Here is a 19,481-nt window from a genome sequence, read left to right as displayed (position 1 = left end):
TCTTTAAACTGAGTAAAGATAAAAGTCATGTCTGAATTTCAGAAGCCCCGGTTGCTTAGCGGTGATATGCCTACAGGACGTTTGCATCTAGGACACTGGGTGGGTTCTGTCGAGAATCGAGTTTCGTTACAAGACGAGTACGAGTGCTATTTTTTAATCGCAAATACTCATGCGTTCACTACGAATGTCTTAACCCCTGAGTTGATTCATCAAAATACATTGGAGATTGTTCTCGATTACTTAGCAGTTGGTGTTAATCCTGAGAAAAGTACGATCTTTATCGAATCGGAAGTTCCAGCTATTTTTGAGCTAATGGTGTACTTCAGTATGTTCATTTCGTTTCCTCGATTGATGCGCAATCCAACTATTAAAGATGAAATACGGGATAAAAAATTAAGGGAAAACCATTCAGTAGGTTTCCTATTATACCCAATTATGCAAGTAGCTGATATTCTGTCAGTTCGCGCTGAGGTTGTTCCAGTAGGAGCAGATCAAATTCCTCACATTGAACTAGCTCGTGAGACAGCTAAACGCTTCAATCAATTGTATCGTAGAATGAATGCGCATATTGGTGATAAAGATCATCATGAAAATAGGTTATTTCCAATACCGAAAGCTAAGATTGGACGTGTACGACGGTTGGTGGGGATTGGAAAACCTGGAAAAAATGGTCAATTATTAAAAATGAGTAAATCATTGAATAATGCAATTTTCTTAAGCGACTCCACAGACGAGATTCGAAGAAAGATTATGAATATGTACACCGATCCAAATCGCTTGCGAACAACAGATCCAGGAACTATCGAAAATAACCCTTTATGGATTTTTCATGACGTTTTTAATCCTAATAAATCATGGATAGAAAAAGCGAAACGACTCTACTGTGAAGGGAAAATTGGAGATGTAGAATGCAAAGAATATTTAGTAGAAATATTATCGGAATTTTTAGCTCCACTCCAAAAACGCCGTACTGAATACGCAGCAGACCGTACCTATTTATACAAAATTTTGCATCGAGGGACAGAACGAGTCAATGCTATCGCAGAAGAGACACTGCGCCTTGTAAAAAAAACAATCTGCCAAAATTACTTTTGAAGTTTCAGTTTATTCTTGTATCGAAAAGTTCATAGTAGCTAGTTGCTAGCTAGTTGACTCGCAACGATAAATTGATTGCTCTTCGTAACGTACTAAATTAATCAAAAACTTAATTAAAAACAACAATCAGTAACGGTAGTAGTCTGGTTTGAACGGGCCGTCGCGATTTATATTGATGTAAAAGGATTGTTTCTCTGTTAACTCAGTCAATTTAGCTCCTATCTGTTGCAAATGAAGACGCGCCGTTTTCTCATCCAAGTATTTAGGCAACACAGATAACCCGATCGGATATTTTTCCGAGTGTTGCCATAGTTCCATTTGGGCCAATACTTGATTGGTAAAGGAAACCGACATAATAAAGCTAGGATGCCCTGTAGCACAGCCCAAATTAACCAAACGGCCTTTCGCTAAAATCGTTAATCGTTTTCCGTCAGAGAAGACAACCTGATCAACTTGAGGCTTAATGGTGATCCACTTGTGCTTTTTTAAAGAACCGATATCGATTTCTTTATCAAAATGACCGATGTTACAAACAATAGCCTGATTTTTCATCAATACCATATGTTCGTAAGAAATAACATCAATATTACCAGTTGCAGTAATAAAGATATCAGCAATAGGAGCCACTTCTTCCATAGTTGCAACTCGATATCCTTCCATAGAAGCTTGCAGAGCGCAAATAGGATCAATTTCGGTAATGTATACAATAGCCCCGTACAAACGCATGGATTGCGCACAACCTTTACCTACATTACCATATCCGCAAACAACGACACATTTTCCCGAGATCATTATGTCAGTTGCTCTTTTGATAGAATCAACAAGTGATTCACGACAACCATAGAGATTATCAAATTTTGATTTTGTTACCGAATCGTTTACGTTGATTGCGGGAAACTTTAATGTTCCTGTGTTGAACAGATTATACAACCTCCGAACGCCTGTAGTTGTTTCTTCAGATACACCTCGGATGTTTTGACACAATACGGGGTGTTTTTTCAAAACATAAGATGTCAAATCTCCACCATCATCCAACAACATATTAGGTCTCCATCCGTTAGGTCCCTCCAATGTGGAGGCAATACACTCCCAATATTCTTTCTCGGTCTCTCCTTTCCAAGCAAAAACAGAAATACCCTTTTCTACAACAGCCGCAGCTGCATGATCTTGAGTTGAAAAAATATTGCATGAGGACCATCTAACTTCAGCACCGAGCTTAATTAGAGTTTCAATTAAAACAGCTGTTTGAATCGTCATATGAATACAACCAGCAATACGAGCACCTTTTAAAGGTTGGTTTCTTTCGTATTCTCGACGTAACGTCATCAATCCAGGCATTTCTGTTTCAGCAATTTCGATTTCTCTCCGGCCCCAATTTGCCAGTTTGCTATCAGCAATTCGAAAATCTTGAGTCATTACCATTTTTGTTCAAAATCTACTTAATAACTAAGTGCTAAACAACATCTGAAAACAAACCTGCAGCCTCTCGAAGAACTGCAGCTTTATCTGTTTTCTCCCAAGTAAAATCTGGTTCCTCTCTACCAAAATGACCATATGTAGCAGTAGCTTTGTATATGGGTCGCAATAGACGAAGTTCTTGGATAATACGTCCGGGCCGGAGATCAAAAAATTCAAGAATCAGCCGTTGAATGCGCATTTCATCAATCTTTGCAGTCCCAAAAGTTTCAACGCTGATTGAAGTAGGCTCAGCAATGCCTATTGCGTAAGAAACTTGGACTTCACAGCGATCTGCTAATCCAGCGGCTACTATATTTTTAGCAACATAACGAGCCGCGTAAGTAGCTGAACGATCTACTTTCGAAGGATCTTTTCCTGAAAAACATCCTCCGCCATGACGAGCTACCCCCCCGTAAGTATCGACAATAATTTTTCGTCCTGTTAGTCCGCAATCACCTACGGGCCCACCAATAACAAAGCGTCCAGTAGAATTTACTAAAAATCGAGTTTCCTTACAAATCCAATTTTTAGGAATGGTAGGTTTAATAATTTCCTCAATAACAGCCTCTTGTAAATCTTTTTGAGGAATATCTGGACTGTGTTGTGTAGAGAGAACAACACAATCTATCGCTATTGGAATTCCGTTTTTATAACGAAGTGTAACTTGCGATTTGGCGTCTGGACGTAGCCAGGAAAGAATTCCCTCTTTTCTCAACTTCGCTTGTCTTCGAACCAGTCGGTGTGCATAGGTAATAGGAGCTGGCATAAGTACATCGGTTTCCGTAGAAGCATATCCGAACATCAAACCTTGATCTCCTGCCCCCCATTCTAGATCTTCACGTCCGTCGACACCTAACGCTATCTCGGAAGATTGTCTACCAATAGCCGACAGCACAGCGCAGGTCTCTCCATCAAAACCAATACGAGGATCATCGTAACCGATTTGCAAAACTGTATTGCGAGCAATTTGCTCTACGTCAGCCCAAGCACTAGTAGTAATTTCTCCAGCGACAAAAACCATACCGGATTTTACAACAGTCTCACATGCCACCCGAGAATAGGGATCTTGACTGATAAGAGCATCCAAAACAGCATCAGAAATCTGATCGGCTATTTTATCAGGATGCCCTTCAGAGACAGATTCTGAAGTAAATGAACTTGTGTACACCATACTGCAATTTCATGAGCTACGTTTGGGAAGTTATAATAATAAATTTCTAAAAAGATTGCATTGGTTTTTATAGGTACAACTCTAGTAAACGAGGATATTGTATAAAACTCTCTAAAGAGTTTTTATTTTCTGTGTTTTATAGTTAGATATAAAATTCAATAAATCTTCTAGTTATTGTTGTCTTTATTCTCAGAATCTTTACTTTTATTCTCTTTGAGAAAATTTCTATTAACACTAACAGTTTGTTTCAAGTCTTCTTTGGAAGAGCGAAACTTGGAAGAAGAAGCATAAGGTGTAGGAATCGAAGAAGATGTTATCGGCAACTGTTTGATATCAACTACCATACTATTTGTTGTAATGATAGATGAACCTGAACGTTTTATGTAATATTTGTTATGATTATACTCTACTGGACTCGATACTTGAACTCGGACATCGTCTCGACAATAATTCTGATATCTTTCATTTCGATCGCTGCGATGAGAACACCCCTTTTCTCCATCTTCTCTTTGAATTTTGACATTTTGAGAATGATAGCGTTTGGTATTATTTTGATGACCCCCAGACAACAAAGACTTAAGAATATGTTCTTTTCTCGGAGCATATTTTTTTTCACTTCTATTATAAGAAGCTTGAATTAATCTTCGAGAATCTAGAGATTCTTCCCTATCAATACCAAACATTTTTGCCATTAATCTCTTGAATACACCACCGCTTCCTGTCTTTTGAGGGAAATTTGTTGTCGTTATCAAGGGAATTTTCTCCGTAGACAAGAATTGTTGAACTATTGGTTTTGACGGTGGATTTATTTTCTGTTTTTTGGATATTTCAGTTTTGAAAAATTTGGCTAGTTTATAACTGGATATACCTTTACCATGCTCTAAATTCCCTAAATCAATTTTAATCTGCTTTAGCTGATAAAACGGTGTCTCTATGTACTGATTAGGAATGACAGTTATTTTTACTGGATAGTGTTTTTCGATGATGCTTAAACTTTCCCGTTTTTCGTTAATTAAGTAAATCGCTAAATCCACGGGTACTTGCAGTTGAAAGTGAATATTCTCAGCTTTAGAAGCCTGTTCTTGAATTAGATGAATAATAGAAAGTCCAAGAGACTCTATACTGCGAATAGCACCTTCTCCTTCGCAGCGAGGACAAGTTATTTGAGTAGATCGAGTCAGAGAAGAACGCAGTCGCTGACGAGACATTTCCAACAAACCAAATTTTGAAATCCGACCAATTTGAATACGAGCACGATCTTGTTTTAAAGCATTACGCAAATAATTTTCGACTTCTCTTTGGTTACGAATAGGTGTCATATCGATAAAATCTATAACAATAAGCCCTCCGATATCTCGAATGCGTAGTTGACGAGTAATTTCTTCGGCAGCTTCTAAATTTGTCAAAAGCGCTGTTTCTTCAAGACTTGTTCCTCTGGTAGCTCGTGCTGAATTAATATCAATAGCCACTAACGCTTCACTGTGATCAATAATTAACGAACCTCCAGAAGGAAGACGAACTTCACGATGGTGAGCATTTTCAATTTGTCGTTCAATTTGAAATCGACTAAAAAGAGGCAATTGATCACAATAAAATCTTAAACGTCCAACAAACTGAGGACGAACCTGATTGATATAGTGACAAGCGTTTTGGTAAGACTTTTCATTATCAATGAGAATTTCTTCAATATCGTGACGCAAGTAGTCTCGAATTGCGCGAATGACGACATCACTTTCCTGATGAATAAGATAAGGACCTGGTTTGGCTATCGCTGCCCGTTTAATAGCTTCCCAATAACGTAGTAAGATCTTTAAATCCCATTCTAATTCTTCTTTTGCACGTCCAAGACCAGCAGTACGCACAATCAAACCCATTCCTTCTGGAATGTCCAGTTGATTAATAGTTTCACGTAATTGATCGCGCTCTTCTCCTTCAATGCGCCGTGAAATTCCATTTGCCTGTGGGTTATTAGGCATCAGAACCAAAAAAGACCCCGCTAAACTAATAAAAGTAGTCAACGCAGCGCCCTTTGTTCCTCGTTCTTCTTTTCCTACTTGCACAACAAGTTCTTGACCTACTTTAAGTACTCGATTGATATCGGAAGGATCAAATTCTTTTGATGCGTCTTGAAGGAAATACTCACGAGAAATTTCTTTCAACGGCAAGAATCCATGTCTTTTACTTCCATAATTGACAAACACCGCTCCTAAACTCGGTTCAATACTGGTAATGACGCTTTTGTAAATGTTAGATTTTTTTTGTTCTTGTCCGGGAATCTCAATATCTAAATCAATAAGTCTGGAATCTGCAGTAATCGCTACACGCACCTCATCAAGCTGAGTCGCGTTAATCAGCATTCTCTTCATTCTATAAACCCACCTTCTGGGTAATTAACCACATAATTTTTAAGATTCGAAATTCCACGAAGTATTTCTTCGGAATTCAAACTAAACATAAACAATCACTGTTTGGTTGATATTTAAAAAATTTATCTCTAAGTTTCCCCAGATGGGGTTGTCTATTTCTTGTCTAATTCTTTATTTGTTGTCAAGCGGAGTTTTCGCTGTTTTCGTTAGTTTTGTTTTGCAAAATAGCAAGAACCACCCGATTATATTAAGCTTTTCCTCATAAAAAAACTACATTTGTACGTTTTAAACAATCTTATTTTGACGTTAACTACCGTTTTTATCAAGAATTGTCGTCTTAATAACAAAAAATTTATGCCATTTTTAAAAAATGTGGAAGTAAATAAATTCCCCCTTTGGGTTTTCTGATTGATATTCGATATTTTACTCTGGTTGTGAAAAAATACGTTCTTTTTAGAGCTTTACATAATTTTCTTAAAAAATGCTTTGAAAGCAATTTAGAGAGAATGTTATAAAAAACTGTTCTTTATTTTTTCGAAGAAATTTCTCCGATTTCGTTAGAATCTCACATTGTAGTAAGGTAGTAGGGCGTGGTATAAACTAAGTTCTTACAGAAAATTGGAACAACAAAAGAACGAAAGCCCATCTATCCTAATTTAGAAAGCTGAGAGATAATTAATTACGGGATGCAACAATATGAGAAATGGGGATTTTTTAAGACCGTTCAAAAATCCCTTTACAAAATGCAAAACAACATTTTATAGACTTTGGAGTTTAGAAAAAATGGCAGTACAAAAAAGACGAAAAACTCGTTCGAAGCGTGGTATGCGGCGATCGCATGATATTTTGCGAGCATCTGTGTTGTCCAAAAATTCTTTGACTGGTGAAATACATTTGCGACACCACATTAGCCCAAAAGGACACTACAAAAACTCTAAAATTATCATTTCAAAAAACGAAGACAAAGAGAAATATCAATAAGTGAAAACAATCGCGTTGGATGCTATGGGAGGGGATTTTGGACCCAAGGTTGTTGTGCCCGCTGCGTTGTCAATTCTTAAGAAATATCCGAATGTAAATCTAATTTTAGTAGGTAAAGAAGAGCAATTGCGTCCTTTAGTAGAAGAAGATAGAAGCGAAATAAGAGATCGATGGAAAATTGTACACACTACCGAAGAGGTAACAATGAAAGATACCCCTTCTCAGTCCCTTCGAGTAAAAAAAAATTCTTCAATGCGTATAGCCATAAATTTGGTGAAGGAAGGTCGAGCACAAGCTTGCGTTAGTGCTGGAAATACTGGAGCTCTGATGGTAACCGCCCGATATGTTCTAAAAACTTTACCCGGTATTGATCGACCTGCTATCATTGCTTCTTTTCCCACTAAAGATACCCAGGAAGTTCGAGTTCTAGATTTAGGTGCTAATGTTGATTCCGCTCCCAAAAATTTATATCAATTTGCCGTAATGGGATCAATTTTAGTAGCAGCTTCCGAAAACATCCCAAATCCAAAGATAGGATTATTAAATATAGGTGAAGAAGAGACTAAAGGTAATGAATTAGTAAAAAAAACCAATGAACTTTTTGAGAGGAGCAAAGCAATTAATTATATTGGATATGTAGAAGGTGATTCCATCTTTGATAACATTGCCAATGTAGTGGTCTGTGACGGATTTGTAGGGAATATTGTATTGAAAGCTACGGAAGGAATAGTAAAATTAATTACTCAATATGCCCGATCGGCTTTTAAAGAAGCCTGGTGGACTAAATTAGCAGTATTTCCCGCTATCCCTATTTTCAAACGTTTAGTACAACAAATAGATCCAGAACGTTATAATGGAGCAACTTTTTTAGGTTTAAATGCGATTGTGATTAAAAGTCATGGAAGTGCTAACGTTCGCGGTTTCTTTTCGGCTGTGGAAGAAGCCATTTTTGAGATTGACAAAAACATTCCGAAACTCATTAAAGAAAAAGTCGGCAGTGTCCTTAAGGAGTGTAGAAAATAACAATGTACTCGCGCATTCAAGGAATCGGTAGTTATGTTCCAGAGAAAATTCTCAGAAATTCGGATTTAGAACGTATGGTGGAAACTTCAGACGAATGGATAGTGAGGCGAGTTGGAGTGAGGGAACGACATATCATTAATGAAAGCCATGATAGTACCACTACAATGGCAGTTGATGCTTCTAAGCGTGCGATAGAGATGTCTGGAATTAATCCTTCCACTATTGATATGGTTATTGTAGGAACTACTACAGCAGAGTATTACTTTCCAAGTACAGCTTGTTTGGTCCAAAAGTACTTACATTTAAGGAACGACATTTCAGCATTTGATTTAAACGCAGCATGCGCAGGATTTGTATATGGGCTAAGCATCGCAGATCAGTACATTCGTACGGGTAATGCCAAAACTGTCTTAATTATTGGAGTAGATTCGTTAACAAAAATAGTAAATTGGAAAGATCGCAGTACATGTATCTTATTTGGAGATGGAGCAGGAGCTGTAATCTTAAAAGCTAATAAGGAACCGGGGTTTCTAAAAACCGTCTTACACGCCAACGGAAATTATGCAGACTTAATTACTTCTAAAAATCCTATATGGTGGGATCACAAACTGGATGAATTTTTATTACGGATGAGAGGTAGCGAAGTTTTTAAAGTAGCTGTAACTAAATTAGGAGAAATCATTGACGAGACTGTAAAAAAGAGTGGACTCAGAAAATCGGATATCGATTGGCTAGTACCCCACCAAGCGAATATGCGAATCATTCAAGCAATGGCTAAACGCCTCGATTTGCCTCTAGAAAGAGTTATTCTAACTATCGAGAAACATGGAAATACTTCCGCCGCTTCTATTCCTTTAGCTTTAGATACTGCAATTCGGTCTGGCAAGATAAAACGAGGAGAAACGTTGTTATTGGAAGCTTTAGGAGCAGGATTAGCGTGGGGAGCTGTTTTATTAAAATACTAAATAGAGAAAAGGGGGAGTATGCCTCAACCATTTGCTTTAATATTTCCTGGACAAGGGTCTCAGCATCTTGGAATGCTCAGAGAACTGGCAAAAGAACAAGTTGTCGTTAGAGAAACGTTTTGTGAAGCATCTTCTGCTTTAGGATACGATTTGTGGTTGTTGACTCAAACAGGACCTAGAGAAAAATTGGATCAAACTCAATACACACAACCAGCTCTTCTAGCGGCGGGCGTAGCTGTTTTTCGATGTTGGGAAATTCTAGGTGGTCCTCTACCTAAAGTTATGGCGGGACATAGTTTAGGAGAATATACAGCCTTAGTTTGTGCGGAAGCGTTACAATTTACAGATGCTATTCGACTAGTAAAAAATAGGGGACGCTATATGCAAGAAGCAGTACCTATCGAAGAAGGAGCGATGGGAGTTATTATTGGATTGAGCGAATTGCAAATTAGAGCGATCTGTAAAGAATCGTCTCAAAATTCGGTGGTTTCCCCCGCTAATCTGAATTCTCCTGTTCAAATTGTAATATCGGGAGAAGTATCAGCAGTGAATCGTGCTCTTGTATCAGCTCGAATTCAGGGCGCCAAAATTGCCAAACGTATTCCCGTTAGTGTTCCCTCTCATTCTTCTTTAATGAATCCGGCAGCCAAACGCTTTTCGTATGATTTAGCCAAGACAAGTATAACCTCGCCGAAGATTCCTGTAATTCATAATGTAGATACATCAGAACATTACAGAATTGAAGCGATTCGTCACGCTCTGATTAAACAACTTGTTAGTCCTGTACGATGGGTAGAAACCATACAGAAAATGGTAAGACAAGGTATAAAGTTTTTTGGAGAGTGTGGGGTGGGTCACACATTATTGGACTTAAATAAGCGTATCGAATGTCAAAGCAAAACATTTCCGCTTACAGTTACAAAACTAATTTTATCCGCTATTAAACTCGTAAAATAGAATAAATTTTTAGATAAGAACTGAAAGTAATATGTCCTTTAAAAGGAAAGTTGTATTGGTTACAGGTGCATCTCGTGGAATTGGATTAGCTATTGTCAAAAAGTTGAGTCTTCGAAAGAATATTATTATTCTTGGAACCGCTACTTCTGAAGACACTGCTTCTAAAGTTACTCATTTTTTATCTGAAAAAAATGTTCAAGGAAGAGGGTATGTTTTGGATGTTTGTGATCAAAAATCCATACCACTTGTCTTGTCTCGGATGCGAGAAGATTTTGGTCCTCCGCATATTCTAATCAATAACGCTGGAATCATTCGCGATAGTATTATACTACGTATGAAGTACAAAGATTGGAAGTCTGTTATCGAAACCAATTTATATGGTGTTTTTTATTTGATCAAATCTTGCCTAAAGCCAATGATTAAAAATCACTGGGGTCGAATTATAAATATCACTTCTGTGTCGGCAGTTATGGGGAATATAGGACAAGCAAACTATGTAGCTGCTAAATCTGGTCTTATTGGACTTACAAAAGTTGTTGCTATGGAATACGCTACTTACGGTATTACCGCGAATTGCGTTGCTCCTGGATTTATTAAAACAGAAATGACAAAAAAATTATCAAAAAAACAAAAACAGTTTATTTTTTCTCGGATTCCAATGCAACGTATGGGGCTTCCGAAAGAAATTGCCAACGCCGTAGTTTATCTGGCTTCTGAAAAATCCGGATATATAACAGGAGAAACATTGCATATTAACGGTGGAATGTGTATGGTATAGAATTTGAATATAGGCGGAAAAATGTTACTATTTTTGATTCACTTATTTGGTTTTTTGAGAAAGGGAGCCGAGAGATATGGCGACAGTTGAAGAACGAGTTAGAAAGATTATCGTTGAACAATTGGGAGTGAAGGAAGAGGAAGTGACCAATGAATCTTCGTTTGTAGATGATCTTGGGGCCGATTCTCTGGATACAGTTGAATTGGTAATGGCGTTAGAAGAACAATTCGATACTGAAATTCCTGACGAAGAGGCAGAGAAACTTACGACTGTTCAACAAGCGATTGATTATATTAAATCGCACTCCTCAAATGAATCCATTGCTTGATGTAGAAGTATGTCTTTTTTTGATAATTTCCGGGGAGCGCTCTAGGTTGGTGAAGGGGAGGCGTGTTGTAATAACCGGATTGGGAGTGGTGACTCCTGTAGGAAATAGTGTTTCTGAAATGTGGTCTTCCCTTTTAAAGGGAAGAAGTGGTGTGACTCGTATAACTCGTTTTGATACCTCTGGTTTTCCCACAAAAATCGCAGCAGAAGTAAAAAACTTTAATCCGCATTTATCTTTAGAGTCTAAAGATGTGCGACATACTGATGTCTTTGTCCAGTTTGCTGTTGAAGCATCGCGACAAGCTATTGAAAATTCTGGTCTTGTCATTGATGAAAGTAATGCTTCCAGAGTGGGTGTTGCAATCGGCTCTGGAATTGGTGGAATGCCTTGGATCGAAAGATATCATCAAATTATGCTGCGTAAAGGGCCGCGAAAAATTTCTCCTTTTTTTATACCTGGTGCTATTATAAACATGGCATCTGGAATAATATCTATAAACTATAATTTGAGAGGACCCAATATTTCTCTTGTTACCGCTTGTGCTACAGGCCTTCATAATATTGGTCATGCCGCTAGAATCATTGCGTATAATGATGCAGATGCAATGATTGCGGGGGGTAGTGAGATGGCTACAACGGCTTTGGGAGTTGGTGGATTTTCGGCTATTCGAGCACTTTCGGTTCGCAATGAAGAACCTGAGAAAGCCAGTCGCCCTTGGGATAAAGATAGAGACGGATTTGTATTGGGTGAAGGAGCTGCTTCAGTAGTATTAGAAGAATTGGAATACGCAAAAAAGCGCGGAGCTCCCATCTGCGCGGAAATTATTGGATTTGGAATGAGCAGCGATGCTTTTCACATGACAACACCGGATTTGGGTGGTGAAGGATTTCATACCTGCATGAAAAATTCATTGGCTGACGCTCAGATCACTCCTGAATCGGTAGATTACGTTAACGCCCACGGTACTTCTACACAAGCGGCAGACCATCTTGAAGCATTGGCTATCAAAAAAACTTTTGGAGACCACGCTTATAAATTGTCTGTAAGCTCTACAAAATCAATGATGGGTCATATGTTAGGAGCTTCAGGCGCGGTTGAAACGGTAATTTCAGTTTTGGCTATCCGAGACAGTGTAGTGCCTCCAACAATTAATTTAGAACACTCAGATGAAGATTGTGATTTGGATTTTGTTCCTAAAACAGCACGAGAAATGAACATCACTACAGTGATGTCAAACTCTTTTGGATTTGGAGGAACCAATGGTACATTAGTTTTGAAAAAGGCTTAAATTTTTCATGTTCTTGTTTAAGAAAATTGTCTCTTCTATTGCGACAGTTTTTGTTTTAGTCTTGGGAATTTGGTTTATTGTTGTATGGTATGGTTTTTCCTACGTTCCTATGTACGGGAAAACAAAAACGAAATGTACGGAAACCACCGTTAAAGTTCCTTCAGGAACAGGAATTCGTTTCTTGTCTTGCTGTCTGTTTAAACGAAATTTAATACGAAACCCAAAGATTCTTGTTTTTTTAGCTCGCTTTACAGGGAGCGCACCCTTATTAAGGGCGGGAGAGTATCAAATAGTAAACACTACAACCCCTCAAAAGCTATTGAACGAAATTATAACAGGAAACACAAAACAACGAAGAATCACATTTATCGAAGGATGGACTTTTCGTCAAGTCAAGAAAGCGCTATCAGAAAATCCCTACATTCAACACACAATTAATAAGTTAAATAATCGAAAAATTATGGAGAGTCTAGGAGACAACCATAATCCTGAAGGATTGTTCTTCCCTGATACCTATTTCTTCACTTGGGGGGAGACCGATTTGCAAATCCTACATCAAGCTCACAGTCGGATGCAAACAGTTTTACAGAAGATCTGGAAGAAACGATCCAAAAATTTACCTTATAAAAACCCTTATCAAGCACTTATTGTCGCTTCCTTAATAGAAAAGGAAACCGCATCTCCCAAAGAGTATGTCGAAATTTCTGGAGTAATTTTACGTCGTCTAAAGAAAAGTATGCTTTTGCAAGTAGATCCTACGATTTTGTATGGATTGGATTTTCCTTATAGCAGGCCGATTACCAAAAAGGATCTTATTGCTCCTACACCATACAATACATATCGAAACCACGGATTGCCTCCTACACCAATTGACATGCCGTCGTATAGATCTATTTGGGCTTCTGTCAATCCTGACTCAGGAAACACTTTGTATTATGTAGCGCGAGGGGATGGAAACCATGTATTTTCAAACACCTATCGATCTCATCGTATCGCTATAAAAAAATACCAGCAGAGAAAAAACGATAAGAAATCATCATAATCTGCTCTCTATAAACATCAAACAGAAATAAAATAAGGAAAAATATGGAAAACAAAAAAGGACGTTTTATTTCTTTCGAAGGAATTGAAGGAATGGGAAAAACTACAGCACTGCAATATGTTTGCAAATGTTTGGACATTGCTCATATTGCTTATGTTGTCACTCGAGAGCCTGGAGGAACCCCCATTGCTGAAGCTATTCGTAGTGTTTTGCTTCAACATCACAAAGAAATAATGTGTTCGAATACCGAATTGCTGTTAATATTTGCTGGGCGCGCGCAGAACATCACACGAGTGATTTTACCGGCTTTACGTCAAGGTAAATGGGCGTTATCCGATCGATTTACCGATTCAAGTTTTGCTTATCAAGGCGGTGGGCGTGGTATTCCGATTGGACATCTTAGGAAGTTGACACGGTGGGTTCAAGGAGACCTAGAACCTGACGTCACTTTTCTTCTGGATGCTCCTATTTCAGTGGGGTTAGATCGAGCAAAAAATCGAGGAGTAAGGGATCGTATCGAAACAGAAGGTCTAGAATTTTTTGAGCGGGTAAGGAAAAGTTATCTTACTCAGGCAGTATGTAATCTTAAAAGATTTCAGATAATTCATGCAGATCACGATTTATTGAGAATCAGACAGCAATTACGGAAAGCGATCGATCGATTGTTAGAAGACTTCTCGGAACATAAAAAATGCTAGACATTGAGAACAAAAATGGGATTTATCCATGGCAACAGAAACAATGGGAGAAAATTTTAACTTATCTTCAGAAAAAACGTATGCCTCACGCTTTGCTTTTATCGGGTAGTCGTGGTTTGGGTAAGCTAATGTTTGCTAAGTCTGTAGCAGAATTGGTTCTTTGTGAATGCAACGAAACACAAGCCTGTGGGAGGTGTAGAGATTGCCAATTATTTCGTTCAGGCAATCATCCCGATTTTTTTACGGTTGATTTGAAAGAAGGGGGTCACGCTGTTAAAGTAACACAAATCCGAGAACTAGCCGCTGCACTCAACCAAACTGCACAACGAAATCACTACCAGGTAGCAATTCTTTCGTCCGCTGAATTGATGAATCGGTCGGCAGCGAATGCTTTTCTAAAAACGTTAGAAGAACCCTTGGGAACTATACTTTTAATGTTAGTTACCCATCGTCCAAGGATCTTACCTCAAACCGTTCTTAGTCGATGCCAACGGATTGAATTTAGAACTTGCGCTGATCCAAAAATTCTACAATGGGTAAAAAAACAAATTAAAAATAAAAGTAAAGCATCTCAACTTTTGAGTTTGGCGTATAATTCCCCATTGAAAGCGATAAAATTGGAACGTTTAAATTACTTTTCATTACGAAATCGTTTGTTAAAGTTACTAGTAACTGCTACGCAAAACGAATCGGCAATCGATATTGTAAATATTTTGCTAAAGGAAGATGCCAAATTGGTTTTATATATTACAACGATTCTTCTTATGGACATTTTGCGCTTTCAAATCAATTGTTCAGATTTTATCCTAAATACAGACTGCCTTCCAATTCTTCAGAAATTTTCATCTGTCTTGTCTCAGGAAAATCTACTTGAAGTATTGCGACAATTGCAGGAAACTTGGCAGGTGATTGCAGGTTCAGTAAAGATAAATTTCCAATTGCTTTTGGAAGAAATTTTTTTAATATTGTTTAGAGGCAAAAAAAATGCTGGTTGATTCCCACTGTCATTTAAACAAGCTCAACTTAACTCGTTATGGAGGAAAATTAGAATCTTTAATCGAAAAAACAAAAACCGAAGGTATTGAGTATATTCTTTGTATTGGTCTCAATTTGGTTGATAAACCTGAAATTATCGGAATTACAAATCGATTCGATAACGTTTCTGCAAGTTTAGGACTGCACCCCAACGAAGCAGTACAAGGAGAACATGAGCCTACTGTGATGGAATTAGCCGAGTCAGTAGATCATGCTAATGTAGTTTCTGTTGGCGAAACAGGTTTGGACTATTGCTCTTATAGCAGTGAGATCGATTTAAATACGATGCGAGATCGATTTCGTCGTCATATTCAGGCTGCCATAAAGGTTCACAAGCCTTTGGTCATTCATTCCCGTAACGCTCAAACAGACACTATTCAGATTATGCAAGAAGAAAAAGCAGAATTAGTGGGTGGAGTGGTGCATTGTTTTACGGAAAACCTAGAAACAGCAAAGCAAGCGATAAATTTGAATTTTTATATTTCTTTTTCTGGTATTGTAACTTTTAAAAATGCTGGAAATGTCGCCGAAGTTGCCAAACAGATTCCTTTGGAAAAAATGCTTATCGAAACAGATGCTCCGTATTTAACCCCCGTACCGTTTCGGGGTAAGAACAACGAACCACAATATGTACGATATACAGCTGAATGTATCGCAAAATTGAAAAATACCTCTCTGTATGAAGTCGCTAAGAAAACTACCGAAAATTTTTATCGTTTGTTTTTATCTAATCGTTCTTAGAACGGTTTCATGCGAAATTTCTTAATTTTTTATTGTTTTCTTTTCGTACAAAGCATCTAAAGCATAACCTAATATCTTCAAACACAAATTCTATACTACCAAAAGGAAATGCTGTTTTGAATAAAGAAATTATTCGACGTAAAGTATTAAAGTTAAATAAAAATCTTACACATTTACATCCAGTTCTTCAGCGTATTTATCTGGCAAGAAATATTAGTTCACCTGAAGAACTGTCCCGAGAACTAAGAAGCTTACTATCCTTTTCTTTGCTATCCGGTATTACTCAAGCAACAAAAAGATTAATGCTTGCTTTAAAGAAACAACAAAATACTGTAGTCATTGGAGATTTTGATACAGACGGCGCTACGAGTACCGCTTTGATGATAAGAGCATTGCGTGAATTTGGAATGAAAAATATTTCTTATTTAATTCCTAATCGATTTACTTGTGGTTATGGATTAACAACAAAAATTGTAGAAATAGCTTCCGCTAAACGTCCCAATTTAATCGTCACAGTCGACAACGGAATTTCCAGTTATCCAGGAGTAGTGAAAGCAAATCAACTAGGAATCGATGTATTGATTACAGATCACCATTTACCCAACGATCCATTACCTCCCGCTTGCGCTATTGTAAATCCCAATTGTAAAGAGGATGCATTTCCCAGCAAATGTTTATCCGGTGTGGGAGTGTCTTTTTATCTCATGTTGGCATTGCGTGCAGAATTAAAAAAAAATAATTGGTTCGATCGGTGTGGACTACACTATCCCAATATGGCAAAGTTCTTAGATTTTGTCGCTCTTGGTACAATAGCCGATGTTGTCCCACTAGACAAAAACAACCGTATACTAGTATATCAAGGATTGCAACGTATTCGAGCAGGAAAAGCTCATGAAGGAGTACTGGCACTATTAGAAGTATCCGGACGTAAACGAGAACGATTACGGACTTCTGATCTCGGTTTTTCTATTGGTCCACGATTAAATGCAGCAGGACGTTTGGAAGATATGAGTTTAGGTGTCGATTGTTTATTAGCAGACAATAAAAAAACGGCTTTATACATTGCCCATCGATTAGACAATTTGAATCAAAAGAGGCGTGTTATTGCGTCTCGAATGCAAAAAGAGGCATTCAGTTTTATCGATCGATTCGATACGAATCAACCACCACCCCCCGGGGTTTGTTTGTATCGAGAAGAATGGCACCAAGGTATAATAGGATTAATCGCCTCTCAAGTAAGAGAGCGTATACACCGACCTACCATTGCGTTCTCAAAAATACACGATAACATGTTACAAGGATCTGCTCGATCTGTTTCCGGGCTACACATCTGTAACATATTAGAGACGATTTCCATCAGAAATCCGGAATTAATAAAGAAATTTGGAGGGCATGCTATGGCAGCAGGTCTTAGTATATCTTTAGATCGATATACAGAATTTCAACAAGCATTTTCTGAAGAAGTCAACAGATGTTTTGGAGAAAAAAACTTACGACCGAAACTGATAACTGATGGAACATTAACTTCAAAGGAATTAACTCTTGAGTTTGCTGAATTAATAGAACAAGCTGAGCCTTGGGGACAAGGATTTCCTGAACCCACATTTGATGGGTATTTCAAATTGATTAATCAAAAAATTATTCGTCAACAGCATTTGAAATTGATTTTACAAATTTCTAAAATGGAGCATTATTTGGAGGGGTTTGTATTTCATATCAATGCGAAGGAAAGGCCTGACTTACGCTGTAGGTATGTTCGCTTGGTCTATCGATTAAATGTCAATGAATTTCGAGGACGTAAGAAATTACAACTTTTGGTAGATTACATCCAACCCATAATCCATAAATAATCCGTAAAGACTTTTTGTTGTTCAACAATATCTCCGATCTGTTGTTAATCGTTTTATTTTTAGGAACTTGCGTCGATAAGGTTTGGCTTCATTCTTTATTTGTCTTTAAAACCACAACAATTTCAATAGGGAATATATACAAGATCGATTTATACAAGGAAAGAAAAATAGGGAAAAAGCTATCCTCTTACATTGATAAGCTAAACAGATCGGTCTGAAACGAAACAAGTTTGTAAATTAAAGACAAGAACACAGTTTCTACAGATATCTGGCTCCTCGGGAGGGATTCGAACCCCCGACCAAATGGTTAACAGCCACTTGCTCTACCGCTGAGCTACCGAGGATCAATTCTGTCAAATAAAAATCGTAATATTACTAGTCAGCAATACGATAATCAATTGTGGGTCACAATCTAAGGACAGTTGATAGCCGATGTATCGTCTCCTTAAGCTTTGCGCTGCTCGCAGCACAAGAGAGCCGCACGTGACCTGGAAATCCGAAAGCACTTCCAGGTACCACAGCTATATTGACTTTATTAAGAAGATAAGAAGAAAATTCAATATCAGATGAAAATTTTAATCGTTTAATAATTTCCGTTACATTAGGAAAAAGATAAAAAGTGCCACTTGCAGGCAGACATTTTATACCCTGCATCCGACTAAACGCTCCTAACACCAGATCATGACGCACTTTGTATGTCTTGTACATATAGTCAAAATGACTGCGATCGTAATTTAAAGCAGTAGTTGCCGCTACTTGAGCAATTGCGTTAGGACAGGAGGTACTTTGGGATTGAATATTTTTCATTGCTTGTACGATAACTTTAGAACCAGCAGCATACCCAATTCGCCACCCTGTCATAGCATATGCTTTAGAAACTCCATTGATAATAATAGTGCGATCACGCAACTCAGGACATATATTTACAATATTAGAAAAACGATCCTGCCCCCAAAAAATATATTCATAAATTTCATCGGAAATAATCAGTATTTTCGGATGTTTTAACAATATTGCCGACAGGTGTTCTAATTCTAATTTGCTATAAATTGCTCCAGAAGGATTGTTTGGACTGTTTAAAATTAACAAGCGAGTTTTTGAGGTTATGGCTTCTTCTAATTGCTGCGGAAGTATCTTAAAATTCTGCAAAAGGGTGGTTTGTACAATAACCGGTGTTGCTTCAGTAATTTTTATGATGGACGGATAACTCACCCAATAAGGCGCCGGAACAATCACTTCGTCACCTATATCCAACACTGCCATCATGGCATTATAAATAGATTGCTTTGCTCCGTTACTTACAATTATCTCATCGGATTCGTAATACAATTGGTTGTCGCGTCTTAATTTTTGGGCGATAGCTGCTTTCAAAGAAAAAGTACCTCCAACACAGGTATATTTAGTAAATCCACTTTGGATGGCTTTTATCGCTGATTTTTTTATGAAATTCGGAGTATCAAAATCTGGTTCACCGGTACTAAGATCAATAACATCACAGCCTTGACTTATTAACTCGATGGCTAAATTAGAAACAATTATCGTGGCGGAAGGTTCAATTTTTCGAGCTCTAGAAGATAATAAGATATCGTTCATATCAATACGTAGTTCTAATAATAATTCTTTTGAGACTCCACACCATTCGAATTCGAATGGTGTGGAGCATAGTAGAAACCAAAGTCACAAACAATAATTTTGTTAGAAAAAT

At 37.7% G+C, this 19,481-nt stretch carries 16 protein-coding genes, 1 tRNA gene and 1 pseudogene; 13 read left to right on the top strand and 5 right to left on the bottom strand.

Annotated features, from left to right (window positions below):
* The first annotated feature begins 27 nt into the window (after nt 1–27).
* A complete protein-coding gene (gene trpS, locus EGQ50_RS02835) occupies nt 28–1,095 on the top strand; it encodes a tryptophan--tRNA ligase (protein ID WP_159748364.1) in 1,068 nt (355 codons plus the stop codon).
* Nucleotides 1,096–1,221: 126 nt separating this feature from the next.
* On the opposite strand, the gene ahcY is transcribed toward trpS, so the two are convergent.
* From ahcY to EGQ50_RS02820, 3 genes and pseudogenes are all read right to left on the bottom strand, one after another.
* A complete protein-coding gene (gene ahcY / locus EGQ50_RS02830) occupies nt 1,222–2,517 on the bottom strand; it encodes an adenosylhomocysteinase (RefSeq protein ID WP_439952609.1) in 1,296 nt (431 codons plus the stop codon).
* A gap of 31 nt (nt 2,518–2,548) precedes the next feature.
* Nucleotides 2,549–3,724 (bottom strand): methionine adenosyltransferase, encoded by a 1,176-nt coding sequence (gene metK, locus EGQ50_RS02825; RefSeq protein ID WP_159748360.1) that lies wholly within the window; start codon nt 3,722–3,724, stop codon nt 2,549–2,551.
* A 656-nt stretch (nt 3,725–4,380) separates the two neighbouring features.
* A pseudogene (locus EGQ50_RS02820) lies at nt 4,381–6,090 on the bottom strand (Rne/Rng family ribonuclease); the annotation flags it as partial.
* A gap of 783 nt (nt 6,091–6,873) precedes the next feature.
* On the opposite strand from EGQ50_RS02820, the gene rpmF reads away from it, so the two are divergent.
* The 12 genes from rpmF (at nt 6,874) to recJ (ending at nt 17,776) form a co-directional block, all read left to right on the top strand.
* Nucleotides 6,874–7,071, top strand: coding sequence for a 50S ribosomal protein L32 (rpmF, locus tag EGQ50_RS02815; RefSeq protein ID WP_159748356.1), 198 nt, complete (start codon nt 6,874–6,876; stop codon nt 7,069–7,071).
* On the top strand, nt 7,072–8,094 hold the full coding sequence (gene plsX / locus EGQ50_RS02810; RefSeq protein WP_159748354.1) for a phosphate acyltransferase PlsX: 1,023 nt from the start codon (nt 7,072–7,074) through the stop codon (nt 8,092–8,094).
* Nucleotides 8,095–8,096: 2 nt separating this feature from the next.
* The gene (locus EGQ50_RS02805) at nt 8,097–9,059 is read left to right on the top strand and encodes a beta-ketoacyl-ACP synthase III (protein WP_159748352.1); all 963 of its coding nucleotides are present in this window, start codon (nt 8,097–8,099) and stop codon (nt 9,057–9,059) included.
* An 18-nt stretch (nt 9,060–9,077) separates the two neighbouring features.
* Nucleotides 9,078–10,016 (top strand): ACP S-malonyltransferase, encoded by a 939-nt coding sequence (fabD, locus tag EGQ50_RS02800; RefSeq protein ID WP_159748350.1) that lies wholly within the window; start codon nt 9,078–9,080, stop codon nt 10,014–10,016.
* A gap of 31 nt (nt 10,017–10,047) precedes the next feature.
* Nucleotides 10,048–10,794, top strand: a complete 747-nt coding sequence (locus EGQ50_RS02795) for a beta-ketoacyl-ACP reductase (RefSeq protein ID WP_159748348.1) — start codon at nt 10,048–10,050, stop codon at nt 10,792–10,794.
* Between the two features lie 76 nt (nt 10,795–10,870).
* A complete protein-coding gene (gene acpP / locus EGQ50_RS02790; RefSeq protein ID WP_159748346.1) occupies nt 10,871–11,122 on the top strand; it encodes an acyl carrier protein in 252 nt (83 codons plus the stop codon).
* Between the two features lie 49 nt (nt 11,123–11,171).
* Nucleotides 11,172–12,410 carry a beta-ketoacyl-ACP synthase II gene (gene fabF / locus EGQ50_RS02785; RefSeq protein WP_159748527.1) on the top strand — a complete coding sequence of 413 codons (1,239 nt, stop codon included), beginning with the start codon at nt 11,172–11,174 and terminating at the stop codon, nt 12,408–12,410.
* Between the two features lie 7 nt (nt 12,411–12,417).
* Complete coding sequence (gene mltG / locus EGQ50_RS02780) at nt 12,418–13,452, top strand: endolytic transglycosylase MltG (protein ID WP_159748344.1); 1,035 nt, start codon at nt 12,418–12,420, stop codon at nt 13,450–13,452.
* 44 nt (nt 13,453–13,496) lie between these two features.
* Nucleotides 13,497–14,150: a dTMP kinase gene (gene tmk / locus EGQ50_RS02775; protein WP_159748342.1), complete on the top strand. Its 654-nt coding sequence runs from the start codon at nt 13,497–13,499 to the stop codon at nt 14,148–14,150.
* Complete coding sequence (locus EGQ50_RS02770; RefSeq protein WP_159748340.1) at nt 14,144–15,145, top strand: DNA polymerase III subunit delta'; 1,002 nt, start codon at nt 14,144–14,146, stop codon at nt 15,143–15,145. Before tmk ends, EGQ50_RS02770 begins: the two co-directional genes overlap by 7 nt.
* A complete protein-coding gene (locus EGQ50_RS02765; RefSeq protein WP_159748338.1) occupies nt 15,135–15,926 on the top strand; it encodes a TatD family hydrolase in 792 nt (263 codons plus the stop codon). Before EGQ50_RS02770 ends, EGQ50_RS02765 begins: the two co-directional genes overlap by 11 nt.
* Nucleotides 15,927–16,042: 116 nt before the next feature.
* Nucleotides 16,043–17,776 carry a single-stranded-DNA-specific exonuclease RecJ gene (recJ, locus tag EGQ50_RS02760; protein ID WP_159748336.1) on the top strand — a complete coding sequence of 578 codons (1,734 nt, stop codon included), beginning with the start codon at nt 16,043–16,045 and terminating at the stop codon, nt 17,774–17,776.
* 269 nt (nt 17,777–18,045) lie between these two features.
* On the opposite strand, the gene EGQ50_RS02755 is transcribed toward recJ, so the two are convergent.
* Nucleotides 18,046–18,120 (bottom strand) — tRNA-Asn (locus EGQ50_RS02755).
* A 61-nt stretch (nt 18,121–18,181) separates the two neighbouring features.
* Entirely contained in the window at nt 18,182–19,369 is a 1,188-nt protein-coding gene (locus tag EGQ50_RS02750; protein ID WP_159748334.1) for a pyridoxal phosphate-dependent aminotransferase, read from the bottom strand.
* Nucleotides 19,370–19,481 lie beyond the last annotated feature (112 nt).

The sequence above is a fragment of the Coxiella endosymbiont of Amblyomma sculptum genome (genome assembly GCF_009883795.1).
Lineage (GTDB): Bacteria > Pseudomonadota > Gammaproteobacteria > Coxiellales > Coxiellaceae > Coxiella.
This window is presented reverse-complemented; position numbering and strand designations above follow the sequence as displayed.